Source organism: Zhouia spongiae (assembly GCF_022760175.1).
Taxonomy (GTDB): domain Bacteria; phylum Bacteroidota; class Bacteroidia; order Flavobacteriales; family Flavobacteriaceae; genus Zhouia; species Zhouia spongiae.
Genome location: NZ_CP094326.1, coordinates 1,952,475 through 1,978,742, shown reverse-complemented (window position 1 = coordinate 1,978,742; position 26,268 = coordinate 1,952,475). Strand labels below are relative to the sequence as shown.

Below are 26,268 nucleotides of genomic sequence, written 5' to 3'. Positions count from 1 at the left end.
AAGATCATGGCTAAAGTAGCAGTTATCATGGGAAGCACCAGCGACCTTCCCATCATGCAGGAAGCAATAGATATATTAAAAGGATTTGACATAGAAGTTGAAGTAGACATCGTATCGGCGCACAGAACACCTGAAAAAATGTTTGAGTTTGGCACCACCGCACACGAAAAAGGGATTGCCGTCATCATTGCAGGTGCCGGCGGTGCTGCTCACTTGCCGGGAATGGTCGCTTCTCTATCTCCACTTCCTGTTATCGGGGTTCCGGTAAAAAGCAGGAACTCTATCGACGGCTGGGACTCTGTATTATCTATCCTTCAAATGCCGGGAGGTGTTCCGGTTGCTACAGTAGCCCTCGATGGCGCAAAAAATGCAGGTATATTGGCAGCACAGATCATCGGCAGTTCCGACAAATGTGTTTTAGACAAAATCCTTGTTTACAAACAAGGACTAAAAGAAAAGGTCATCAAGGGAGCCGAAGAGGTTAAAAACAGTTAAATCATGTTAAAAATCAACGGGACTCCTTGTTGATTTTTTTGTTTTTACTCAAATTCTCTATTTTCATCCAATAACAGAACAACTACTGATGAGTACTATATTAAACAAGCCATTTGATACAGAATATCAAACAGCACCTTTTTCAAAAATTAAAACGGAAGATTTTCTCCCTTCGGTTAAAGAAGAAATCGAAAAGACAAAAGCTGAAATCGATCTTATCACTTCGAACCCTGAAGCTCCCTCCTTCAAAAACACGATTGAAGCCCTGGAGTTTTCGGGTGAACAACTAGAAAGGGTCACTGCTGTTTTCTTCAACCTGAACAGCGCTGAGACTAATGATGAAATACAAAAAACAGCCCAGGAAATATCGCCATTACTCTCTGAGTTCGGCAACGACATAAGATTAAACAAAGTCTTGTTTGATCGTGTAAAAGCGGTTTATGATAATCGCGAATCGCTTTCTCTGACACAAGAGCAGCTTATGCTCCTTGACAAAAAATACAAGAGCTTTTCGCGAAATGGAGCCAACCTCCCCGAAGAGAAGAAAAAACAACTTCGCAAAATTGATATGGAGCTGTCTAAACTGAGTCTCACTTTTGGTGAAAATGTATTGGCAGAAACCAACAAGTACGAGCTGCATATTACCAAAGAAGAAGATCTGAGCGGATTACCGGAAGGCGCCATTGAAGCCGCCAAACAAGAAGCTGAATCGCGCAGTAAAGAAGGCTGGGTAATTACTTTAAACTATCCCAGTTACATTCCGTTTATGACCTATGCCGACAACCGCAAACTCCGCAAACAAATCAGCCTGGCATTTGGCAGTAAAAGTTTCCATAACAATCTATTGGACAATCAGGACATCGTGAAAAAAATAGCAAACCTGCGACATCAGCGTGCCAATCTCTTAGGGTATAAAACACATGCTCATTTTGTTTTAGAAGAACGGATGGCAGGAACCCCGGAAAAAGTGAATTCCTTTTTAGACAATTTACTTAAAAAAGCCAAACCGGCTGCTGAAAAAGAATTTCAAGAATTGGAATCCTTTGCCAAGGAATCAGACGGTATTGACCAGCTTCAAAAATGGGACGGGGCTTATTATACCGAAAAGCTTAAACAAAAACGTTTCGATCTCGACGATGAAAAACTAAAGCCGTTTTTCAAACTAGACCATGTAATTGAAGGTGTATTTGCTATAGCTAATAAACTGTATGATCTTCATTTTGAAGAAACCAACGGGATAGACAAATACCATGAAGATGTAAAAACCTATAAAGTTCTAAACAATAAAAAAGAGCTGGTTTCTATATTCTATGCCGATTTTCACCCAAGAGCCGGAAAGCGCAACGGGGCCTGGATGACCTCGTTTAAACATCAGTATAAAAAAGACGGAGAAGATTCCCGTCCTCACATTTCAATTGTTTGTAATTTTACCAAACCAACGGAAACAAAACCATCTCTTTTAACATTTAATGAAGTAACCACCCTATTCCATGAATTCGGACATGCCCTGCATGGAATGCTTGCCAATACTACATACCCCAGTCTAAGCGGAACCAGTGTTTATTGGGATTTTGTAGAATTGCCAAGTCAGGTGTTGGAAAACTGGTGTTACGAAAAAGAGGCTTTAGATATTTTTGCCAAACATTACCGGACAGGAGAAGCCATCCCAATTGAATATGTTGAAAAAATTAAAGCATCAGCCAATTTTATGGAAGGGCTGCAAACACTTCGCCAATTAAGTTTCGGCATGCTTGACATGAGCTGGCATAGTGCCGACCCTTCTAATATTGAAAATGTTAAAACCCATGAGACAGAAGCCTTTAAGCCTACCTCCTTATACCCGGACACTCCGGAAACCTGTATGAGCACCTCCTTTTCTCATATCTTTCAGGGAGGATATTCTGCGGGTTACTATAGCTATAAATGGGCAGAAGTTTTAGATGCGGACGCATTTGAGCTTTTTAAGGAAAAAGGCATCTTTAATAAAGAAGTCGCCGAGCTTTTTAAAAACAACGTATTATCGAAAGGTGGAACTGAAAACCCTATGGAATTATACAAACGTTTCAGGGGCAAGGAGCCAAACCCGGATGCACTCCTGAGGAGAGCCGGATTGATCGAGAAATAATTTCAGAAAAACTCCCTGCCCCGGGAGTTTTTTTATTCGGTTAAATACACCGACACCTGCCGGTGTTCATTTACTGACTTTCGGTTTCTTTACCGGATTCTGACCAGGATTTAAAACCGCCATCCAGATTTACGACCTTTTTGAATCCCAGGGAATCCAATATTTTACTGGCTTTCAGGCTTCTTCCTCCCGACCTGCAATACAGGTAAATCTTTTTCCTTTTATTATAGCCATCAAACTGTTTTGCAAAATCTTCCCCAAAAAAGTCGATATTAACCGCTTTAGGCAAATGGCCTTCCTGATATTCGGCAGCTGTCCTCACATCAATGAGAGGAAACTTAGCCGCTTTCTTAATTTTGTATCCCTCTATGGGAACTGTTTTTACCTGTGCGTTCACACCCGTTGAAGCAAAAACAAACCCACACCCTATTAAGATCATATATAGCAGATAACGCATCACTAATTATTTTAAAAACAAAGTTACAAAACAATAGTTTCAACTTTTTTATAAATTTGAACAACTCAAAATCGTCAGATGCCTAAACATAGTTTAAATCCTCCAAAATGGGTCGACCTATATGCCGACTACCTTTTCAACTATACGATCGGTAGGGTTAATGATGTTGCAACAGCACAAGATCTGGTGCAGGAAACTTTTCTGGCAGCTTTAAGGTCTGCTGATAATTTTAAAGGAGAAGCTTCGGAACGCACCTGGCTGGTATCCATTCTAAAAAGAAAAATAATCGACCATTACCGAAGAAGCAACTCTGCCAAAGGCAAGGCCGAGATCAGCATCAATTTTCCTATTGGGTCTGATGAAAGCGAAGGCGACTGGCTGGAAGAAAGGGTTGCCGATAAACGGCAGTTAAATATTGAAGATTCTTTACAAAATGAAGAGCTCGGATTAGCAATTCAGGCATGTATTGAAAAGCTCCCTAAAAAACAGGCCGAAGTTTTTACCATGAAGACCGTCCTGGGAATGGAAACTGAAGAAATTTGTAATGAGTTGAATATCACCCCGTCTAATCTTTGGGTTATTATTCATCGAGCCCGTACTGCTCTGGCATCTTGTCTTAAAGATAATTGGTTTTAATTAATATGATGATGAAGAAAAAATCGAAACTATTTGTTAACTGTGAAGAAGCTGTGAAAATCTGTGATAAGTCGCAGTATAATGAAGCCGGCTTATGGGATAAAATAAGGTTAAAACTACATCTTATTTTATGCGGGGGTTGTAAAAAATACTCTTCCAGCAATTCTAAACTCACCTCATTGTGCTCGAAAGCAAAACTGAATGCCCTGACCCATCAGCAAAAAGAAGCCATGAAAAAAGTCATTGAATCTGAAAGTGCCAAGTAAGTTCTGCGGAGCATATGTATCGTACACATCTGAAGCTCCCGCACGGACAGGCTTCGAAATATTCAACCCGAATTACCCGGCAAACAATAACAACCACCAAATAACGGGAATTCCTTCTACCCAAAAGGCACTATAATATTTTTTCTGGTCCTCTTTCGAGAAGGCAATAAAAACAATAACCAATATGGTTATTAACGACAACACAAGATGTTGTGCAAGCTGAATATTCTCTTTTATAAAATCTAACAGATACAACAACAGTACGATCAGGATACCAAACATCTTTGCCTTTCCAACTCCCAACAACTGGGGTATCGTTTTAAGAGACTTCGAATCTCTTGCCAGGTCTCTTAATTCAAAAGGAACCATAACAGCAACCACATACAAAAACCGTTGAATAGTTTCTACTATCAGATCCCCTGTCATTTCCAACTTATTGTCAAGCACAGGCAACACTACAGTAACCAAAGCCCATACCAGCGCAACAATAAATACTTTAGCCCCGGTCAGACTCCTGATATTTTTTCCAAACCTGCTGACTGGGATCATATACAAGGCGGAAACAACTGTAAGGATCCCCAGCAAAATCCATGTTCTTAACGGGAGTTTCAACATAAAATAGATCGCCGCCCCAGCACAGCCAAAGCTGAAAAACTGAATGATCTTTGTGTATTTTGCCTTTACTATAAGGTACTTTTCTGCACCTTCGGCATACTTAAGAAAGTTATACGATACAATGACCCCAAAAAAAATAGCCAGGCTCAGATGATCCTCAAAAGGAATCTGATAATTAATACAAGTAACCTGAATTAATGCATATACAGCCAGAGCAACATGTACACTAGCATCAATATAGAAGTTAAAAAGAGTTTTTAGCCATTGCATTCAACAAAAATAAAGAAACTGTTAATATCCTTAACCAGTGGTTTATAACTTTATGTTACAAGATTACTAAAATGGTTTTTTTTACCATTTTAATACGTACTTTTGCGCCACAAAAACAACACAAATAATAAGGAAATGAAACCAATAGAATCTAAGGCTCTTTTGGTAAAAACTAAAGACAGAAATGATTGTTCGGGTTTCCGTTCTTATTAAAGCATAAATAAAAAACACATGAAAACAGATTCTTTTGCATTACGTCATATTGGCCCCCGAGCAACGGATATCGACCAAATGCTGAAAACGATTGGCGCAGACAGCATAGATCAACTCATCTATGAAACTTTACCGGACGGAATCAGGTTAAAAGATGATCTTGATCTGCCGGAAGGTTTAAGTGAAAGTGAGTATACTTCTCATATTTTACAACTGGCAGCAAAGAACAAATTATATAAGTCATACATTGGCCTTGGCTACCACGAAGCTTTTACCCCTTCGGTAATTAAAAGAAATATCCTTGAAAACCCGGGATGGTATACCGCTTACACACCTTATCAGGCAGAGATCGCTCAGGGACGTTTAGAGGCATTGCTTAACTTCCAGACCATGATCTGCGATCTTACCGGAATGGAATTGGCAAACGCATCTTTACTCGATGAATCTACAGCAGCAGCTGAGGCTATGACCATGCTACACAGCCTGCGTAGCAGAGATCAGAAAAAACAAGACGTTAATAAGTTTTTCGTTTCAGAAGAAATTTTACCACAAACTCTGGCCGTTCTTAATACGAAGGCGAAACCTTTAGGTATAGAAGTAGAAGTCGGAGATCACAGAACTTTTGAGTTCTCTGAAACTTATTACGGGGCACTGCTTCAATACCCTGCAAAATATGGCGAGGTGTTTAATTACGAAGATTTTGTAGCTAATGCTAATGCTGCCGGAATTAAAGTAGCCGTTGCCGCCGACATTTTAAGTCTTGTAGTATTAACTCCTCCGGGAGAATTTGGTGCAGACGTGGTTGTCGGCACCACCCAACGTTTTGGAATTCCTTTAGGATACGGCGGACCTCACGCCGGATATTTTGCAACCAAAGAAGAATACAAGCGTAATATTCCCGGGAGAATTATCGGGGTTTCCAAAGATAAAGACGGAAATCGTGCGCTTCGAATGGCGCTTCAGACCAGAGAACAACATATCAAAAGGGATAAAGCCACTTCCAATATCTGTACAGCACAGGTTTTACTGGCTGTAATGGCAGGAATGTATGCTGTTTATCACGGCCCGGAAGGACTTAAATACATCGCCAACAAGGTTCATTTTTCTGCTGCTACTTTAGAGCAAAAGCTAAAAGAACTCGGGTACGAACAAGTAAACAAATCTTATTTCGACACCTTATTGGTTAAAGCAGACGCTGCCAAGATACAGGTAATCGCTCAGGCCAATGAAGTAAACTTTTTGTCAGTAGACGAAAACCATGTGGCTCTGTCTTTAAACGAAGCCACAAATATTGACGACCTGAATGTAATCGTTAAAATATTTGCTGAAGCAGCCGGAAAAGAATTCGATCCGATCACTGTGCTTTCAGCTACCTCAACTATAAACGGCACAAAAAGAACCTCTGCCTTTTTACAGGAAGCCGTATTTAACTCGTATCACTCTGAAACAGAAATGATGCGTTATATCAGGAAGTTAGAGCGTAAGGATCTTTCGCTTAACCATTCCATGATCTCCCTTGGCTCATGTACAATGAAGCTTAACGCTGCCACGGAGATGCTCCCATTAAGCATGGCTCAATGGGCTAACATACACCCTTTTGCACCTGTAGACCAGGCCGAAGGCTATCAGACGGTTCTTAAAACACTCGAACAACAGCTAAATGTAATCACTGGTTTTGCAGGAACTTCATTGCAGCCTAATTCAGGAGCTCAGGGGGAATATGCAGGACTTATGACGATTCAGGCGTATCTTGAATCAAAAGGAGAAGGACACAGAAACATCTGTTTGATTCCTGCTTCTGCCCACGGTACAAACCCGGCTTCGGCAGTACTTGCAGGCATGAAGGTTGTTGTTACCAAAACAGACGAAAAAGGAAATATTGATGTAGAAGATGTACGTGAAAAAGCGGAAAAATACAAAGACAGCCTTGCAGCATTAATGGTGACCTATCCTTCTACCCACGGAGTATTCGAATCGTCTATAAAAGAGATTACTCAGATTATTCACGATAACGGCGGACAGGTATATATGGACGGGGCTAACATGAATGCCCAGGTGGGACTTACAAATCCTGCTACGATAGGGGCAGATGTCTGTCACCTGAACCTGCATAAAACATTTGCGATCCCTCACGGTGGCGGCGGACCGGGTGTCGGACCTATTTGTGTTGCCGAACATCTGGTTGAATTTTTACCTTCAAACCCTGTTATAAAAACAGGTGGCACCAATGCTATCGAAGCCATATCAGCAGCTCCCTGGGGAAGTGCTCTTGTTTGCCTGATCTCTTACGGATACATTAAAATGCTTGGAGCTCAGGGATTGAAACAATCTACCATTCATGCCATTTTAAATGCCAACTACATTAAGGCCCGTCTTTCTGAAAAGTTCGACATCCTTTATACAGGCGAATGCGGGAGAGCTGCCCACGAAATGATCGTTGACTGCCGTCCGTTTAAGAAAAACGGGATCGAGGTTACTGATATTGCAAAGCGTTTAATCGATTATGGTTTCCACGCTCCAACAGTTTCTTTCCCGGTTGCCGGAACCATTATGGTTGAACCGACAGAGAGTGAAAGTAAGGAAGAGCTAGACCGTTTCTGTGATGCTTTATTATCTATCCGGGAGGAAATTGACACTTTAGCTGACAGCGAAGACAATGTATTAAAAAATGCGCCGCATACGCTTCAGATGTTAACCTCTGACGAGTGGAACCATCCATACAGCAGGCAAAAAGCCGCTTTCCCGTTAGAGTACATCTCAGAAAATAAATTCTGGCCATCGGTAAGAAGGGTTGACGATGCTTTTGGAGACCGTAATTTAATTTGTACTTGTGCTCCGATCGAAACTTATATCGAAGCATAGCAACAAGCCTATACCTCTATAAACAAAGGCTCTTCCCGGAAAACGGAAGAGCCTTTTTTATCACCCTTACTTATCATACCAAATAAAAAAATGATTTTGAACATCGTATAAATTATTATGCAGGCATAATAAATCGGAATTATATTATGACCTTTATAACAGCAGCAAATTTGGGTTCAAAATAAGTGGCACCGGAAGTTATATTCCGTCGGAAGTTTCATGTAACAGCAGCTTTGTTCAACATGAATTTCTAGACAAGAACGGATCAAAATTTGAATTCACTAATGATGTCATCATCGAAAAATTCAAGGATATTACCGGTATAGCTGAAAGAAGATATGCCAAAACACATTTAAACACTTCAGACCTAGCATACTTTGCTGCCGAAAGGGCCATTGAAAATGCGGGAATCGACCCGGAAACATTAGACTATATTATTGTAGCTCATAATTTCGGTGATGTAAAGTACGGAACCATACAAAGCGATACCCTGCCCAGCCTGTCCGTTCGGGTTAAACACTCGCTCGGGATTAAAAACCCGAAATGTGTAGCTTACGATCTTATTTTTGGTTGTCCTGGCTGGATCGAAGGCGTTATACAGGCACAGGCATTTATAAGAGCTGGCATTGCTAAAAAGTGTCTCGTGATAGGCGCAGAAACACTGTCTAGAATTGTTGACAAACACGACCGGGATTCGATGATCTACTCAGATGGTGCCGGTGCGGCCGTTATAGAACGTACAGACGAACCCGGCGGAATCTTAAGTCACGAATCAGCTACCTTTGCCGCAGACGAAGCCTATTACCTCTACTACGGCAAATCGTATAACCAGGAACTCGATGACGACACCCGCTATATTAAAATGCACGGCAGAAAAATATACGAATTTGCCGTTACCCAGGTTCCTTTAGCCATGAAGAGCTGTCTCGACAAGAGCGGTATCGATATAAAAGACCTGAAAAAGGTCTTTATTCACCAGGCCAATGAAAAAATGGACGAAGCCATTATCAAGCGTTTCTACCGGACGTATAAAATGCAGGTTCCCGAACACGTAATGCCTATGAACATCCACACACTGGGAAACAGTTCCGTGGCTACCATCCCTACCCTTTTCGATATGGTCAGAAAGAACCTGATCGCTAACCAAAGTCTGGAAAAAGGAGATAAGATTATGTTTGCCAGCGTAGGTGCCGGAATGAACATCAATGCTTTTGTATACGAATACTAAACAGTTAGTCTTTCATATCGTTTCTTAATTGCCTGAACTAAACTTTCGTTTAATTTTGTTTAAAAGTTAAATTATTCGTTTTGTTTTTATTATAAGTAAAATCATTTTACATTTACGAAAACATCATCGAATATTTATTATGAAAAAAACATTTTTCAGGATCAGTCTTTCACTGTTATTGCTTCTGAATAGCTGTGCAAAGAAAGAAAACAAGCTAGGCGATTTTCAACTACTCCCCACACCTCAGGAATATACCACTTCTGGGGCCAGTGATATAAGTCCTTCAGCCATCCATTCTTTTTATGCAGGAGAAGGGGTTGAATTGCCTAAAACACATTTATCAAATAAGATAAGCCCGATAAAAGATCAAAGCAAAGCCTCACTTTTATTAAGCATTGATACTGAGCTGGATGTTAACCCGGGAGGGTATACCTTACAGGTAAATGAACAACAAATAGATATTACCGCAAAAGATCAGGCCGGGTTGTTGTATGCTTTTCAGAGCCTGGAGCAACTTATCATGGATGCATCAGAACAAGAAGTAAACCTTCCGGTATGTTCAATAAAAGACTATCCGCTACTTGCCTACAGAGCAATCCATCTGGATATTAAGCACCACAGGGAGACAAAAGAATACTACTATAAACTCATCGACAAGTTAGCACATTATAAAATAAACGGGATCATTGTCGAGCTGGAAGACAAACTGAAGTTTGAGCAGCAACCTGTTGTAGGATCAGACGATGCCCTTACCATTGAAGAATGGAAAGACCTGAGCGACTATGCCAAAGAAAGGCATATAGAGATCAGCCCGCTGGTACAGGGTCTTGGTCACGCTTCATTCATTTTAAAGCACGATGAGTACAAAAACCTGAGAGACAACCCTGAAAGTGACTGGGCTTTTAACCCGCTGGACGAGGAGACCTACAAGGTACAATTCGATCTGTACGAAGATGCCATGAAGGCGACCCCACACGGAAAATATTTACATATCGGTGGCGACGAAGTACACACCAATGGCAGAAACAGCGGTAAATCGGCTTTAGAATTACAGCTTATCTGGTTAAACAAAGTAACACAGTTTGCAGAAGAACATGGCAGAATTCCTATTTTCTGGGATGATATGCCATTAAAAAATGCAGGGGTATATGCCCCTACCCACAGTGATCAATTTTCTGAAAAGAAGACAGATTCCATCTGGGAAGCAAACGGGCCAAAGCTTGAAACTTTTCTGGAGCAATTCCCTAAAAACTGTATCTATATGAGATGGAGTTATTTCAAGCCGGATCTGTATGGTAATAAAAAAGCCATGAAGTGGTTTACAGACAACGGAATGCAAGTTATGGGAGCCACGGCAGGCCAGACCAGATGGGTACTTATGCCGCAGGAGGAAAGCAATATTGAGGCGATCAGGTCTTTTGCCATTTCATCTATCGACAATAATTTAGGTCGTTTATTGCTTACTTTATGGGATGATGACTCACCGCATTTCGAACTATACAATCGTGGTATCCTGGCTTTCGCTGAATACACCTGGAGTGGCGACAACCTATCAAAAGACGAAGTAAAATCGTTATACAGACGCAGAGCGTATTCTAATAAGATGGCCGACGAATCTTATGCCTTTATAGACTCATTAGAAGGTCCGGTAGCATTCTGGAAAAATGCGCTGTTAAACGGAAATGCACGTAATTACCTTAAAGGCAACAAAAACGCCAAGGCAGAAGCAGTAATAAGTTTACCTGATGCCGACAAGCCCGGCGAGTGGACTAAAGCCAACAAAGAACGGCTGGACAAGGCCGCCAAGGCATATGCCACTACAGAAAAAGTAGCACAACAAATAGAAAAGTCAAAAGAGACTGCCATCAGAAACAAATACACCCTCGAAGTATACGAACAGGTAAATAACCTGGTACAATATACTTGTGGCGCCCTATTAAAATTGAAAAATTACGATCAGGCTACTTCAGAACAGGACAAAGCAACTGCCAAAGAAGCACTTTTAAAGTTAGCCGACGAGTTTAAAGACACAAGAGATCAATTAGAAGAAGTGTACGGCAAAACCCGTGTACTGAACAAGCCTGACAATTACATTTTAGATCAGGATCATCATGTACATCTGGCTAATCAGTCGCTTAACTTTGACTGGCAGTTCTATGCTGAGATTTTATTCCTTGAAAAACTTTCAGAAAAACTAAACCGGTAAGTTTTTTCAAACACTATAAATAAACTGTGGTAGGGTCTCCATATCCTGTCACAGTTTTTTTATACATTATTCTCCAAAACCATCACTGTATCATTATGAAAAAAACAGCCGCTTTCATCACCTGTCTTTTCATCATCCTGAATCTGCTCTCATGTAATAGTCAGCACGAAGAATTAATCACGCCTCCCAATATTGTCTGGATTACTTCAGAAGACAACTCAAAACACTATATGAAATTGTTTGATGAACACGGAGTCAACACCCCGAACATCGAGCGGCTGGCTAGTGGAGGTCTTACTTTCAACAATGCATTTTCGAATGCTCCTGTCTGTAGTGTTGCACGTTCTACCATCATCAGCGGATGCTATGCTCCGGCAACCGGATCGCAGTTTCACAGACGAATGGAACAGGTTCCATTACCCGAAGGACTCGAAATGTTTCCCGCATATCTTAAAGCCGGGGGGTATTACACCAGCAATAATAATAAAGAAGACTACAACTTCATTAAAAGCGATTCCGTTTGGGACGATTCTTCTAAAAAAGCCACCTGGAAAAACAGGCAGGCGAACCAACCCTTCTTTCATGTTCAGAATATAGCAAACACACACGAAGGCAGTTTACACTTCAGAAAAAGAAAATCTACTGTTACAGATCCCGACAGTGTATTTGTATTCCCCAACCATCCGCAAACAGATTTATTTAAATATACAAACGCACGATACAGAGACCATATCATAAAACTAGACACACTTGTCGGGAATGTAATTCATCAACTGGAAAAAGACGGTTTATTAGAAAACACCTTTGTTTTCTACTTTGGAGATCATGGCGGTGTACTACCCGGCAGTAAAGGTTACTTATACGAAACAGGATTACATGTGCCTCTGGTTGTATACGTTCCTGAAAAGTACAAACACCTGGTTCCTGCTGAAAGAGGAACCCGTATCGACGGCTTTATCAACTTTATCGACCTGGCACCAACGGTACTCCATCTTGCCGGAGCAGATATTCCAGAACAAATAGACGGGACACCTTTTTTAGGCAAAGACATTAAACTAAGCGAGATAAACAGCAGAGACGAAGCTTTTGCCTATGCAGATCGCTTTGATGAAAAATACGACCTGGTAAGATCACTCAGAAAAGGAAAATATAAATACATCAGAAGCTATCAGCCTTTTAATTACGACGGACTTTACAACGAATACCGCTATCGACAGCCAGGGTATCGGCAATGGAAAGACGGATTTGAAGCAGACACACTTAATGACATTCAGGCAGCATTCTTTAAAACACGTCCGACGGAACTATTATTCGATATTGAAAACGATCCATATGAAACCACAAACCTCGCAGACAACCCGGAATATCAAAAGGTTTTATTGTCACTCAGAAGTCGACTTAAAGAGTGGATAATCAATCTGCCGGATCTTTCTTTTTATCCGGAATTCCATTTAAAGGGAGTTGCCTTCGATAATCCGGCGGGGTTCGGGACTCAACACAAAAACAATATATCGTCATATGTAGAAATAGCCGATCTCAGTCTTAAGGATTTCAGTACTGTCGGATCGACACTGGAAAAAGCGCTCCATAGCTCTGATCCGTGGCAGCGCTACTGGGCACTGATTAGTTGCAGTATATTCGGGAAAGAGGCTTTACCATTAAAGCCTGCTATCGCTACCATTATGCAGAATGACAGTTTGCCGATCAATAAAGTACGTGCGGCGGAGTTTATGGGCATCACCAAAACGGAAGACCCTTCGGCGGTTATGACACAAGCTCTTTATAACTGTCCAGATCCTGTTGAGGCATTATTAATACTAAATTCCATTGCTTTAATGCACGATGCTCCCTATAATTTTAAATTCAAGATTAACAAAGACCTCATCAATCCGGCAGTAGTAAAGGATCAGGAGGTCAACAGGAGACTGAAATACCTGCTTTAATACAACAAAGAACAAACCCTGTAAAATCTCCCGGGGAATATTTTACAGGGCAACATGCCGACAAACATTCAATGGCTCGTCGCATTTGTTATCCAGTATTTTTATACTACCTTGTAGAGGTATAACAATTTATAGTCTTATTTAAATACTCCTCACGATGGTAGAACAGCTAAAAACATTCAGTAATAATGTATTGGCATTAGAGGTTATTGACGGATTTACTGAAAATGACGAGAAACTCTGTCAGAAGTTCTTTGAACAGAAAAGAGCTGAAGGCTTCGACATTATTAATGTACTGATCAAGCTCGATGAAATGAAACTCTCTAACAGCAGTGCCAGGGCCTTTTTTGAAGACACCCTCTGGTCGCTTAGAAACTATCGTCACATGGGACATATTGCCATTGTTGCCCACTCTAAAATATTAAAAGCACTGGTACCCATCGACAAGCTGTTTTTTCAGAGAGCCGGCAAAGGCAGACAGGAGCGTTATTTTGACGTATCAGAACTAAACGATGCCTTTGCTTTTGTAAACGGTACTAAAAGTCAGTTTTTACACTAGCCGTCAGAAACAAAAATACAAAGTGCACATCATCGGTAATGAATCCGGTTAGAACTGCTTTCACAAAATGACTGTCAAACCGTTAATAAATTAGTATCTTAGAACAAATACATGTCTTTACACCGGCATGTATGAATCATCAACTTATCATATATGGATTTAAACATAGCCGTTCTTATAGACGGAGACAACATACCTTCTGCATACGTAAAAGAAATGATAGAAGAAATTGCCAAATACGGCAACCCGACCATTAAACGTATTTATGGCGACTGGACAAACCCTCGACTTAATAAATGGAAGCATATCCTGTTAGAAAACGCCATCACCCCTATTCAGCAATACGGATATACCACCGGAAAAAATGCAACCGATTCTGCCATGATTATCGACGCCATGGATATACTGTATTCGGGCAAGGTAAACGGCTTTTGCCTAGTATCAAGCGACAGCGATTTTACCAGGTTGGCTACCAGGCTCCGCGAAGCAGGAATGAATGTAATCGGTATTGGCGAGAAGAAAACACCGGATCCTTTTATTGTTGCCTGCGACAAATTTATCTACGTCGAGGTATTAAAGACAAATAACAAAGCGGAAGCCGAAGATGAAAAGAACCAAACTAAAAGTAACTTCGACCAGATAACCCAAAAAGAAATCAGCTTAATTGCTTCTTCTATTGAAGACTTATCTGATGAGAGCGGCTGGGCTTTTCTAGGCGATGTAGGAAACCTTATTCAGAAAAAGAGACCCAGTTTTGATTCCAGAAACTATGGTTTTCAAAAACTTACGCCCCTTATTAAATCTATGGAGGCTTTCGATATAGAAGAACGGGAAACTTCTAAAAGCAGACACAAACTTATATATGTAAAGAACAAAGAAACCAATAAGAAAAAACCACGTCCCCGAAAAAAATAAATCATTTTACAACTATCTAAAAGATATTTACAAAAACAGTCTTAAAGGGTGTTTTTAAGGTTGGGCATCAAACTGGTGGGTTCTGATAGGAACTTCAATATGAGATTGGTATGTTTACCAGACAACCGAGATATATCCCGTGTAGCGATCGGGAGTTCAGAGGTAGTTTACTATTATTAACCAGTACATCAGACCTTTTAATTATGATAATTCACCGACATCTAGTTGTTTGCGTCCTATTCCTTTGTTTTCAGGCGGCCTTTCCTCAAAAAGGAGTTTCCGTGAAGCAACAAAAACAACCCAATATTATACTTATTGTGGCCGACGATCTCGGGTATGGAGATCTGAGTATTAACGGTAGCAAGCAGCTTAAGACCCCTCATATAGACCGGCTTGCCAAAAACGGTATTCGTTTTACCGAAGGATATGTTTCTGCCCCTGTTTGCAGTCCGTCAAGAGCCGGATTACTAACCGGAGTGAACCAGGTTGAATTCGGGCACGACAACAATCTTTCGGGTGTACAGCCGGGCTTCGATCCGGAATACAACGGAATGCCCCTTACGCAAACCACCATTGCCAGGAGGCTAAAGAACCTCGGATATGTAACCGGACTTATTGGCAAATGGCATTTAGGCAAACTCCCCCAGTTTCATCCTTTACAAAGAGGCTTCGATGAGTTCTGGGGATATACCGGCGGGGGGCACGATTACTTTGAGTCACTTCCCAATGGCAAAGGTTATAAAGAACCCCTCGAAAGCAACTTTAAAACCCCGCAACCCATTACCTATCTTACCGACGATAAAGGCGACGAATGTATCGGCTTTATAAAGCGACACAGCGACAAACCTTTCTTTTTGTATGCTGCATTTAATGCGCCACACACACCGATGCAAGCCGCCGAAGAAGACCTTCAACTATACAAACATATTTCCGACACCAAAAGGAGAACTTATGCCGCTATGGTACATCGACTCGATGTGAATATAGGAAGGATTATGAAAACATTAAAAGAAGAAAAACTAGAACGGAACACTATCGTTGTTTTTCTTAGCGATAACGGCGGACCTGTAGACAGCAACGCTTCTATTAATGCGCCGTACCGCGGGCAAAAAGGAATATTACTCGAGGGTGGCATTCACGTTCCGTTTATTATCAGCTATCCGAAGCTACTAAGCAAGAACATTACCTACACCAATCCTGTATCGGCACTCGACCTTGCTCCTACTTTTGTGGCTTTGGCAGGAGGTGCAGATACCATAAAAGAAGATACTTTCAGCGGTGTAAACCTCCTTCCGTTTTTAACAGACAATACAAACGCACAACCTCACAAAGACCTTAAATGGCGATTTACCATTAGTGCCGCTATCAGGGAGGGCGACTGGAAACTTATACGCCTGCCGAACCGATTACCGCAGCTATACCATCTGCCGACGGACGTATCGGAACAAAAAGACCTGGCTCTGGAACGTCTCGACAAAACCAGGGAGCTCTTAAAAAAGCTTGGCGACTGGGATGTACGATTACCTCATCCGGTATTTCTTGAAGGGCCGCAATGGAGAAAAAGACAAGTACACCTTTACGATGTAAAGTATCCGTTACAACAACCTGACAAGTAATTACCACAGGAAGTCTCCTAATGCCGGAGCATAACCAAAAAAAATACATAAGTTTGTAACCCTTACGTAAATAAACCTATGTACGAAAATAGTTTTCCGAACAAACGCTATAAACATACCATGTTGTTCTTGAAGGAGCATGTAAACACCTCAGACAAAATACTTGACCTGGGCGTTACCAATCCGTTTTCAGAACTCATGAAACAACAAGGTTACCAGGTAACAAACACAACGGGTGAGGATCTGGACCTTGACACTTCGGTCGTTACCACTTCCGATTACGATGTGGTTACTGCCTTTGAAATCTTTGAGCATTTACTAGCTCCGTTCAATATCTTAAAAGACATAAAAGCCGGTAAGCTCGTAGCCAGCATTCCGCTTAAACTATGGTTTGCTCCTGCCTACAGGAGTAAAACAGACATGTGGGATCGTCATTACCACGAATTTGAAGACTGGCAATTCGATTGGCTGTTAGAAAAATCGGGCTGGGAAATAAAGGCCAGGGAAAAGTTCACCAATCCGGTGAAGAAGCTTGGTATCCGTCCTTTATTAAGGAGCTTTACCCCACGGTATTATATGGTATATGCCGAACGTAAAAAATAAGAAGCAGTCCCGATGAACTACTACCTTATTATTCCGGCGCATAATGAAGAAGCCTTCTTAAAACTGACGCTCGATTCGGTTGTAAAGCAAACGCTGTTGCCTAAAAAAGTAGTTGTTGTAAACGATCATTCAACCGATGCTACAGAAGCTATTATCGATCAATATACAAACAGTTACAGCTATATACACAAACTAAACACCACCTCCTCTACCCTGCATATGCCGGGCAGCAAAGTGGTGAATGCCTTTAAGAAAGGATTTGAAACGGTAGACGATGCTTACGATTTTATTGTAAAGCTCGATGCAGACCTCATACTCCCGAAAACATACTTCGAAACCATCGCTACTACCTTTAAGCAACACAGTACTGCGGGAATGGCCGGTGGTTTTATTTATGAAGAAAACAATAACGGGCAATGGCTATTAAACCATCCTATGAACAAAGACCACATAAGAGGCGCCTTTAAAGCCTATACCAAGGCCTGTTTTAAAGCCATAGGCGGTTTGCGAAGCAGTATGGGTTGGGATACCGTCGATGAACTTCTATGTCGCTATCACGGGTACGATATCATTACCATCGATTCGATGAAGGTAAAGCACCTGCGTCCTACCGGTAAAGGATACAATAAAAAAGCCAGGCTGTTACAAGGTGAAGCCATGTACAAAATGCGTTATGGTTTTTGGCTTACCGCCATAGCATCTGCGAAGATGGCTGCCAAGCAAAAAAAGCCGAAGTTGTTTGTACACAACCTGCAAGGGTTCTTTCAAGCAAAGAAAAACAAGCTCGATTATATAGTTAATGAAGAAGAAGGCGCTTTTATCAGGAACTATCGTTTTCAAAATGTAAAGCGAAAGTTATTTTAGACGTCCCCATCCGTCTTTACGAGGGAAAAACCACCGAAGCAATCTCCATAATAATCATACAAAGTCCTATAGAAACATACATCTTTGCAAAGCCATGACAAAAGAATGGCTGTAGTAATCTCCCCAAACAAAACTCCAAATATGCCAGATCTGTAATTACCATGTATATAAACTGTTTTAGGCATACTGATAAACCGGGCCAAAACCGGGCCAAAACCGGATCAAGACCGGGCCTAAAGCGAGTCAATGATATATAAGCCTTGTCTTATTGTAAGATTAAACCTTATTTTATCATGGTGTTTTTCATCGAAAATATTGGTTTTACTATAGCTTTTTAAATTTTTACTTCTATTTTGAATGCTCCAGTAACCATCAAAAAACAACAATTATGGCGCGAGTAAAAGGTCCAGTTTCATTTTCAGGCAGCACAGGAAACATAACATTCTATTCTAGTAATGGTAAAAATTATGCCCGGGAAAAAACCATTACTGTCGATAAGGAAATGATCATGAAAAGTCCAACCATGCGGGTGGTAAGACAAAACAATTCTGAGTTTGGAAGCGCTTCATTAACTGCCAAATCCATATATAATGCTATTAAACTCATTAGTCAAAAGAAATCGATGGGCAGGTTGTATGCAGACTTAACCGGATTATTTACCTGTATCATAAAACAGGATGGGATTTCTGAACCGGGCGAACGCACTATTTCCAGGGGTTTAAGTACTCCGATGGGGAATTATTTATTAAAGAACTTTAAACTAAATAAGAATTGTGATCTCGACCGTCTGCTGACAGCGGATACAAGTTTTGACGCAGACAAAAACAGCATTATTTTAAAAGACTTCAGGTTTTATCCCAATCGTAGAAATCAGGCAACACATTTGAGCTTACGTGCTGCGATTCTTTCTATTGACCTGGACAGCCTTAAGGCTAGTTTATCGTATAGTAAAATTACTCGTTTATTGAAAAGCTCTCAAACTATCGATAAGGTTGTATTGAAGTGCAAACCTGTTAAAAACCCAGGACGTTCTCACTTTATCTTTTTACACTGTTCCGAAATAATGGAATTAGAGGGTTTATTCTATTCTTTAAACGGGAAAGACAGTTATGCATTGAAGCTTATTGACTCGGTCATCGAGATTTAAATGCTCCAACGCTTGCCCTTGTGAAATGTTCCTAAAGGAATTTCATAGGGCTTACATCGAAATGTTTTGCCATGCACCAGCTGGCTCCATCGTTAAAAAGGTCTACCAGACCTTTTCTTTACGCTTGGCCCTCTCGTTGGCTTGTCACGAGGTAGTTTACTATAAGGCATAAATAAACAAATCGAAAAACATTTGTCTATTATTGACCCCGCTAACCAAAATACAAGTAATTAGCATCATACATAGAGGGAGTAAGATCTATTTATTAAAGTTCAGCTATAATTCCGGTTTAATAGCGGTATGTAAATCGGGGGGATTACAATGGAGTGCCCCGAGTGTTCGAAAAAGAGTGCTATGCAAGCAGGTATTAAAATACCTGTAACGGCTCACACCTTACGTCATAGTTTTACAACTCACCTTTTAGAAGCCGGAACAGGCATAAGATATATTTAACTTTTATGAGGCCATAACTCTACTAAAACAACCGAGATGTATACCCACGTTGAAAAAACAGCTCCAGCCCTATAAAAAACCCGTTAGACCTATAAGTATTTATGTATATTTGGGTGTATATATAATAAAAATAAACACACTAGTGTGTTTATACACATGTTGCCCTTTATGTCTCCGGACTTGATTTCCATTGGACAATTCGTCCAAACATTAAACATTCAGATTTGACTTTAAAACAGATTTGACAATTCTTGCGTGATTGAAAAACAATAACAGATCATATTCGTGAAAAGCTTGTGGATTAACAACTCACTCATACGTGACTCTTTAAAATCGATCTAAATCTGTTATTAAATCAAATTTATGACTCCTTTCCCTGGATTCTTTTAAGCTTTAAATAAGTGGATAATTCCTGCTACTATCCTACTTTTGATTGATCACTGAACGGATACAGTTCGTGCTTACTCAAACTTGTCGTCACAAAGGGCAACAATGCATATCGTTCATTGCTACGATTTTTCCCGTGGAAAAATCACGCATATTTTCTATATTTACAATTCAGCGGATAAATCAATAGTGATTTCCCCGCAACGAAACGTTATACTAGACCGTTGTGCATAATGTCCCAAAACTGCAGAAAATAAATGGAAAATCTGAATGGAACTTGGTTAAAAATTAAAACAGGAGATGACTATTGTCGACCGGAATTTATTGAATTCAATAACGACCAAATCATCCATTTTGAACTTGAATTAAAAAGCGGAAATGAATTATCAAAAGTCCGAACTGAATGGATCGAAAAACTCTCTGAATCTAAATATGAATTCATAAATGACAATCGAATAAGAATATTTAGAATGGGTAAAACTCACACTGTTTTGAGCGAAACTGAATCCATAACAGAGGACACTGAATTTTGGACTGATTACGAAAAAATCGAACCAACAAAAACGGAACTTGAATCTAAAAAAATTGAAACGCTTGAATTCAAAGCAGAGTGGAAAAATGAAAAAATACCTTTAAAATTCAACGAAATTTTGGACAGTCCAGTTATTCAAGAAATGAACAAAAGAATGAAAAGAAGCGGACGCAAATTAGTTTTAGAAAATTTACAAGGAACTTATTTTGCATCAATTTTTGACAACGAGGAACGAGAAAAGCTAATCGGAATAAAGGAAATAGATGAGAAAAAAGCTATTCTATTCGGATTTCCAGAAAAACCATATGAAATCAAAGCTGAATAAAAAACACTATGCACAACAAAGAACTGAGTTAAAAATCAAGTATTTTTAGACTAATTTTGATACATAATTTTCATTATATGGAATCCCTGATTTAGCTATTGCAAAGGCTTGTTTTAATAGCTTATTGGAGACTGCTATCAGAGCTTGTTTTTTAGTTTTTCCTTGGGCTAATAATCGATTGTAGAGTTCCCTACATGCTTTATTATGCTTGCAGGCTGAAAAACTACACAAGAACAGCAAGTTTCTTAATTTTCTATTGCCAACCTTACTGATTCGGCTTTTGCCTCTGACACTACTACCCGATATCCGTATAATGGGTGTGATTCCTACATAACTGCAAAGTTGAGAGGCTCTTTCAAATTTGGAAAATCCATCTGTTATTACAATCAGGAATAAGGCTGTTTTAGTACCTAAACCAGGGATACTTTTTAAATTGGTTAGTTGCTGTTGTTGTTCCTTTTTCACTAGTTCCAATAATCGTTGCTCAAGAGCTTCTATATGTTTGTTAAAGTGCTTTAAACTTTGTTCTAAAGAACGATAAACCATTTTGGAAGGAACTCCTAAAACAGTTTCCCCGTGAAGCTTATTTTTAATGGCAGAACGTTGCTTAAGATAGATATCTAAAAGACGAAACAACTGGAGACATTCTGCTTGAGTATCATCTAAAGAAGAATATATCGGTACCGGGTTCACCTGAGCATACTCACATATGGCCTTAGCGTCGCTTTTATCCGTTTTAACCTTAGACAGTTTCATCTGTATAAACCGCTTTACAGACAAAGGGTTTACTATTGATACTGTAAAGCCGTTATGGTTTAAGAATTGGGCCAGACGATAATGGTAATAACCTGTAGCTTCCATGACTACCAAACTATCCATTTTCAATACTTTCATAAAGGACTTAAAACCTTTGGGATTGTTTTCAAATTGATAATAACTTCCTTGACTTCCAATAACATCAAAGACATCTTTGCTGATATCCACACCATAAATTTCATTATATTTATTCATAATAATTGAATTAAGGGAAGAACGCCACTACTTATATTCCACCAACTTAAAATCGAGATCAAAGTCTCACAGAACTGAACGGATTTAAGTAGAAAAGAGCGGGGATTATCAATGTTGACGGAATCAAAAGTTCCTACGGTAGACCTAACCTTATTCCGCTCTTTTTGTTCTTTCTGGTTAATACCTCTAAATTAATAGATTGTAAACTTAAGATGGTAGATGTTGCACAACCCACTAATTATATAAAAACAAGATACAAATAAGCCCTTTTATGGGCTTTTATTTTGTGGTATAGTTTAGCTGTAAACTAAAATTGAAAGGCTTAAAAAGGCGTAAAATGTATTGTATGATAGCTTTTAAAGAAAAGTAAATACTTTGCATGCTTGCTACTCCACTTTTTGTGTGGTTTTCAATGAATTTCAGGTACTTCTTCAAGTTGTAGGCTATGGCCGAGAGCTGCATACATTTGTTTGCCTGTTTAATGCCTAGGGTATTCACTTTTCTAAGTCCCATAAACTGTGTTAATGTTCCAAACACCGGTTCTACCGTGCTTTGCCGCTTGGCTTTCATATACCGTCCCTGCGGACTATTCACTCTTGCTATATTACGTTCGTATTCTTTGCGATAAGCAGTAATGTTTATGCGTTTCTCATAACTTTTACCAATACATTGTTGTTTTATCGGGCAGCCTTTACAATCACTCCGTTTGGTAAAGTACTGATCTTTTAGAGTCCCTTTCTCTAATTTTTGTTTGCGGAAAGTAACTTTCTTGACCTGAGGGCATAACCAATAGTTGCCTGCCTCAATATATGTAAATCCTGCCGGCCCTCCTTTGTAAGTACCATGGGGAGGGATAAAACTCTTGATCTGATTCTTTTCTAAAAAGGCATAGTTCTCCCCACTGCTATATCCTGTATCGGCTACACAGTTCTCCCATAGCAGTCCTGAGTTCCACAAGCGTCGTTGTACCCTTTTCACTATGTCGGGCAGTTGTTGGTTGTCTTTGCCATCGGCATGGTAGGCTTTGATATCGGTTATCACATGATTGGAGGTGTCTACGGTTAATTGAGATAGGTAATTGAGTTTCCTGGCCTTGCCCGGTTTGACACTGATACGGGCATCGGGATCGGTAGGACTGTAATGGGTCTTATTGCTGGTATATCTCGAGCCTTTATTGCCTGCTCCCGGACGCTGATCCTGATCTTTTGCCCATTTACTGTTCCTGCTCTTTATGGCCTGTAGCTCCTTTTTACTGGCCGATAAGGTTTGCTGATCCTTTCCCGCTTTATTCTCTTTAGCTTGACGTAATGGTTTATCCTTGTCCCGTTTGCTGATATGGCGCACCTTACGGAGGTAGGACTCTAAATCTTCCTCAGGTACTTTGAGCTCCAGACTGTCCATCGAGGCATTGGCTTTTACAGGGGCGCTATCGATAGCCTGAGTATGGCCACTGACCATCCCGACCGATACACATAGTTCAAACACCTTGGTAAAGACCTCTTCAAACACTGACTCAGGAAATAACTGACGGGTGCGGCTAATGGTAGAATGCCAGGGAAGTTCTTCATCGATATCATAACCCAAAAAGAACAAAATGTCCAATCGCATACTGCAATGGGTTATCAGTTTACGGTCGCTGGTGATATTTTCTAAATACCCAACCAGACATAACTTAAAGAATACCACCGGATCGATACTCTTTTGTCCGCTACTACCATAATATCGTTTGGTAAGTGGGTATAAGTAATCTAAATCCAACACCTCTTTTAACCGCCGATAGAAATTGTCTATAGGTACGCGTTCACTTAACTGAAACTGATTGAACAACTTCTCCTGATACTTCTTTTTTCCTTGCATAACTACAAGGTAAGCCTCTTATCAAAAGATAATATCAACCCTATGTCAATTTTTTGCTAACTTGTGCAACAGGCACAATGGCTATAAGTAATTGCTTGTGGTGGTTAACATGAGGATTTATTCCTACTTTTAATCTTTATCACAAGCGGATAAATCACGAACCTAAAACGCAACCACTCATAGCCTAATGCGTTGTAAACAATTTAAGACAAAAATTGAAAAAAGCATTAAAATACGGATTTCTGATTTTCGGAATGCTAATTCTAATCGGTTTTGCACTGAAAGGAAATATCACTCACGAAAAATTTGACTCTGAAAAGTGGAAAAACTGGACGGAATCAGAATCTGAATGGTCATTGCGTTGGGATATGATGAACAGTTTGAGGAATAATCACGAACTGAAAGGAAAATCCAAGACTGAAATAATTGAATTGTTGGGAATTCCAGAAACTAAAAACGAATCCGAATTTGGTTACTATTTAGGAATGGCTAAACACGGAATTGACACAGGGCATTTGACAAAAACGGCAAAGTAACTAGTTTTAATGTTAGACATAGTTAATAAATGAAGCAAATAATATTTACCTTAACTTTTATAATTAGTATTCCAATTAACGGAATTGCTCAATCAAATGTAGATGTTAATGAAATGGTTGGATTTGGTTGCTACGAGGACGGAAGTCAATCAAAGCCAGTTCAGAAAGTTTCCAAACTAATTGACAAAGAAAAATACAATTCCATTATTAAACTTCTTGATTCGGAGAATAATGCTGAAAAATATCTAGCTGTAGTTGTTTGTGAAAAACTAACTGAATTAAACAAACTCACTCTGACAAAAGAACTGAAAGAAAAAATTTCGGAAATATATAAATCTAATGGGATTGTTTCAGTTTGCTCTGGTTGTGTTTATTGGGACAAACTGACTTTAAAAAAAATACTTGATAAAGAAAATGATATGCGAATATCTACAAATTATTGGCTTGACTATAAATTTAAAAAAGAATAAAAACTGTTTACAACAATAGTAGATGTTGCACAACCCACTAATTATATAAAAACAAGATACAAATAAGCCCTTTTATGGGCTTTTATTTTGTGGTATAGTTTAGCTGTAAACTAAAATTGAAAGGCTTAAAAAGGCGTAAAATGTATTGTATGATAGCTTTTAAAGAAAAGTAAATACTTTGCATGCTTGCTACTCCACTTTTTGTGTGGTTTTCAATGAATTTCAGGTACTTCTTCAAGTTGTAGGCTATGGCCGAGAGCTGCATACATTTGTTTGCCTGTTTAATGCCTAGGGTATTCACTTTTCTAAGTCCCATAAACTGTGTTAATGTTCCAAACACCGGTTCTACCGTGCTTTGCCGCTTGGCTTTCATATACCGTCCCTGCGGACTATTCACTCTTGCTATATTACGTTCGTATTCTTTGCGATAAGCAGTAATGTTTATGCGTTTCTCATAACTTTTACCAATACATTGTTGTTTTATCGGGCAGCCTTTACAATCACTCCGTTTGGTAAAGTACTGATCTTTTAGAGTCCCTTTCTCTAATTTTTGTTTGCGGAAAGTAACTTTCTTGACCTGAGGGCATAACCAATAGTTGCCTGCCTCAATATATGTAAATCCTGCCGGCCCTCCTTTGTAAGTACCATGGGGAGGGATAAAACTCTTGATCTGATTCTTTTCTAAAAAGGCATAGTTCTCCCCACTGCTATATCCTGTATCGGCTACACAGTTCTCCCATAGCAGTCCTGAGTTCCACAAGCGTCGTTGTACCCTTTTCACTATGTCGGGCAGTTGTTGGTTGTCTTTGCCATCGGCATGGTAGGCTTTGATATCGGTTATCACATGATTGGAGGTGTCTACGGTTAATTGAGATAGGTAATTGAGTTTCCTGGCCTTGCCCGGTTTGACACTGATACGGGCATCGGGATCGGTAGGACTGTAATGGGTCTTATTGCTGGTATATCTCGAGCCTTTATTGCCTGCTCCCGGACGCTGATCCTGATCTTTTGCCCATTTACTGTTCCTGCTCTTTATGGCCTGTAGCTCCTTTTTACTGGCCGATAAGGTTTGCTGATCCTTTCCCGCTTTATTCTCTTTAGCTTGACGTAATGGTTTATCCTTGTCCCGTTTGCTGATATGGCGCACCTTACGGAGGTAGGACTCTAAATCTTCCTCAGGTACTTTGAGCTCCAGACTGTCCATCGAGGCATTGGCTTTTACAGGGGCGCTATCGATAGCCTGAGTATGGCCACTGACCATCCCGACCGATACACATAGTTCAAACACCTTGGTAAAGACCTCTTCAAACACTGACTCAGGAAATAACTGACGGGTGCGGCTAATGGTAGAATGCCAGGGAAGTTCTTCATCGATATCATAACCCAAAAAGAACAAAATGTCCAATCGCATACTGCAATGGGTTATCAGTTTACGGTCGCTGGTGATATTTTCTAAATACCCAACCAGACATAACTTAAAGAATACCACCGGATCGATACTCTTTTGTCCGCTACTACCATAATATCGTTTGGTAAGTGGGTATAAGTAATCTAAATCCAACACCTCTTTTAACCGCCGATAGAAATTGTCTATAGGTACGCGTTCACTTAACTGAAACTGATTGAACAACTTCTCCTGATACTTCTTTTTTCCTTGCATAACTACAAGGTAAGCCT

General features: G+C 40.0%; 23 protein-coding genes. 18 read left to right on the top strand and 5 right to left on the bottom strand.

The window, feature by feature from the left end; translation table 11 throughout:
• Positions 1-6: 6 nt before the first annotated feature.
• Positions 7-495 carry a 5-(carboxyamino)imidazole ribonucleotide mutase gene (gene purE, locus MQE36_RS08585; protein ID WP_242938744.1) on the top strand — a complete coding sequence of 163 codons (489 nt, stop codon included), beginning with the start codon at positions 7-9 and terminating at the stop codon, positions 493-495.
• Between the two features lie 88 nt (positions 496-583).
• Complete coding sequence (locus tag MQE36_RS08580; RefSeq protein WP_242938743.1) at positions 584-2,620, top strand: M3 family metallopeptidase; 2,037 nt, start codon at positions 584-586, stop codon at positions 2,618-2,620.
• Positions 2,621-2,690: 70 nt separating this feature from the next.
• On the opposite strand, the gene MQE36_RS08575 is transcribed toward MQE36_RS08580, so the two are convergent.
• Positions 2,691-3,077: a rhodanese-like domain-containing protein gene (locus MQE36_RS08575; protein ID WP_242938742.1), complete on the bottom strand. Its 387-nt coding sequence runs from the start codon at positions 3,075-3,077 to the stop codon at positions 2,691-2,693.
• A 78-nt stretch (positions 3,078-3,155) separates the two neighbouring features.
• Here MQE36_RS08575 and MQE36_RS08570 point away from each other — a divergent pair, with 78 nt between their 5' ends.
• Both MQE36_RS08570 and MQE36_RS08565 read left to right on the top strand, forming a co-directional pair.
• Positions 3,156-3,713, top strand: coding sequence for a sigma-70 family RNA polymerase sigma factor (locus tag MQE36_RS08570; RefSeq protein ID WP_242938741.1), 558 nt, complete (start codon positions 3,156-3,158; stop codon positions 3,711-3,713).
• Positions 3,714-3,718: 5 nt separating this feature from the next.
• Positions 3,719-3,979, top strand: coding sequence for a hypothetical protein (locus MQE36_RS08565; protein WP_242938740.1), 261 nt, complete (start codon positions 3,719-3,721; stop codon positions 3,977-3,979).
• Positions 3,980-4,051: 72 nt separating this feature from the next.
• On the opposite strand, the gene MQE36_RS08560 is transcribed toward MQE36_RS08565, so the two are convergent.
• On the bottom strand, positions 4,052-4,864 hold the full coding sequence (locus MQE36_RS08560; RefSeq protein ID WP_242938739.1) for a UbiA prenyltransferase family protein: 813 nt from the start codon (positions 4,862-4,864) through the stop codon (positions 4,052-4,054).
• A 231-nt stretch (positions 4,865-5,095) separates the two neighbouring features.
• Here MQE36_RS08560 and gcvP point away from each other — a divergent pair, with 231 nt between their 5' ends.
• The 12 genes from gcvP (at position 5,096) to MQE36_RS08500 (ending at position 20,717) form a co-directional block, all read left to right on the top strand.
• Complete coding sequence (gene gcvP, locus MQE36_RS08555; RefSeq protein ID WP_242938738.1) at positions 5,096-7,939, top strand: aminomethyl-transferring glycine dehydrogenase; 2,844 nt, start codon at positions 5,096-5,098, stop codon at positions 7,937-7,939.
• 181 nt (positions 7,940-8,120) lie between these two features.
• On the top strand, positions 8,121-9,167 hold the full coding sequence (locus tag MQE36_RS08550) for a 3-oxoacyl-ACP synthase III family protein (RefSeq protein WP_242938832.1): 1,047 nt from the start codon (positions 8,121-8,123) through the stop codon (positions 9,165-9,167).
• A gap of 139 nt (positions 9,168-9,306) precedes the next feature.
• Positions 9,307-11,373, top strand: coding sequence for a family 20 glycosylhydrolase (locus MQE36_RS08545; protein ID WP_242938737.1), 2,067 nt, complete (start codon positions 9,307-9,309; stop codon positions 11,371-11,373).
• A 95-nt stretch (positions 11,374-11,468) separates the two neighbouring features.
• Entirely contained in the window at positions 11,469-13,316 is a 1,848-nt protein-coding gene (locus MQE36_RS08540; protein ID WP_242938736.1) for a sulfatase family protein, read from the top strand.
• Between the two features lie 157 nt (positions 13,317-13,473).
• Positions 13,474-13,875 carry an STAS/SEC14 domain-containing protein gene (locus tag MQE36_RS08535; protein WP_242938735.1) on the top strand — a complete coding sequence of 134 codons (402 nt, stop codon included), beginning with the start codon at positions 13,474-13,476 and terminating at the stop codon, positions 13,873-13,875.
• A gap of 153 nt (positions 13,876-14,028) precedes the next feature.
• Complete coding sequence (locus MQE36_RS08530) at positions 14,029-14,790, top strand: NYN domain-containing protein (RefSeq protein ID WP_242938734.1); 762 nt, start codon at positions 14,029-14,031, stop codon at positions 14,788-14,790.
• Positions 14,791-15,071: 281 nt separating this feature from the next.
• Entirely contained in the window at positions 15,072-16,406 is a 1,335-nt protein-coding gene (locus MQE36_RS08525; protein WP_242938733.1) for a sulfatase-like hydrolase/transferase, read from the top strand.
• A gap of 78 nt (positions 16,407-16,484) precedes the next feature.
• A complete protein-coding gene (locus tag MQE36_RS08520) occupies positions 16,485-17,009 on the top strand; it encodes a class I SAM-dependent methyltransferase (protein ID WP_242938732.1) in 525 nt (174 codons plus the stop codon).
• A gap of 12 nt (positions 17,010-17,021) precedes the next feature.
• Positions 17,022-17,873 carry a glycosyltransferase family 2 protein gene (locus MQE36_RS08515; RefSeq protein ID WP_242938731.1) on the top strand — a complete coding sequence of 284 codons (852 nt, stop codon included), beginning with the start codon at positions 17,022-17,024 and terminating at the stop codon, positions 17,871-17,873.
• Positions 17,874-18,261: 388 nt separating this feature from the next.
• Positions 18,262-19,020, top strand: coding sequence for a hypothetical protein (locus tag MQE36_RS08510; RefSeq protein ID WP_242938730.1), 759 nt, complete (start codon positions 18,262-18,264; stop codon positions 19,018-19,020).
• 321 nt (positions 19,021-19,341) lie between these two features.
• Positions 19,342-19,473 (top strand): tyrosine-type recombinase/integrase, encoded by a 132-nt coding sequence (locus MQE36_RS17070; RefSeq protein ID WP_423242481.1) that lies wholly within the window; start codon positions 19,342-19,344, stop codon positions 19,471-19,473.
• A gap of 644 nt (positions 19,474-20,117) precedes the next feature.
• On the top strand, positions 20,118-20,717 hold the full coding sequence (locus tag MQE36_RS08500; RefSeq protein WP_242938729.1) for a hypothetical protein: 600 nt from the start codon (positions 20,118-20,120) through the stop codon (positions 20,715-20,717).
• A 45-nt stretch (positions 20,718-20,762) separates the two neighbouring features.
• Here the strand turns inward: MQE36_RS08500 and MQE36_RS08495 are convergent, their stop codons facing one another.
• Both MQE36_RS08495 and MQE36_RS08490 read right to left on the bottom strand, forming a co-directional pair.
• Complete coding sequence (locus tag MQE36_RS08495) at positions 20,763-21,728, bottom strand: IS110 family RNA-guided transposase (RefSeq protein WP_242938223.1); 966 nt, start codon at positions 21,726-21,728, stop codon at positions 20,763-20,765.
• 279 nt (positions 21,729-22,007) lie between these two features.
• Positions 22,008-23,585 (bottom strand): IS1182 family transposase, encoded by a 1,578-nt coding sequence (locus tag MQE36_RS08490; RefSeq protein ID WP_242938726.1) that lies wholly within the window; start codon positions 23,583-23,585, stop codon positions 22,008-22,010.
• Between the two features lie 215 nt (positions 23,586-23,800).
• Between MQE36_RS08490 and MQE36_RS08485 the strand changes: the two genes are divergently transcribed.
• Positions 23,801-24,121, top strand: a complete 321-nt coding sequence (locus tag MQE36_RS08485) for a hypothetical protein (protein WP_242938728.1) — start codon at positions 23,801-23,803, stop codon at positions 24,119-24,121.
• A gap of 29 nt (positions 24,122-24,150) precedes the next feature.
• The gene (locus MQE36_RS08480; protein ID WP_242938727.1) at positions 24,151-24,591 is read left to right on the top strand and encodes a hypothetical protein; all 441 of its coding nucleotides are present in this window, start codon (positions 24,151-24,153) and stop codon (positions 24,589-24,591) included.
• Between the two features lie 82 nt (positions 24,592-24,673).
• On the opposite strand, the gene MQE36_RS08475 is transcribed toward MQE36_RS08480, so the two are convergent.
• The gene (locus MQE36_RS08475; protein WP_242938726.1) at positions 24,674-26,251 is read right to left on the bottom strand and encodes an IS1182 family transposase; all 1,578 of its coding nucleotides are present in this window, start codon (positions 26,249-26,251) and stop codon (positions 24,674-24,676) included.
• Positions 26,252-26,268 lie beyond the last annotated feature (17 nt).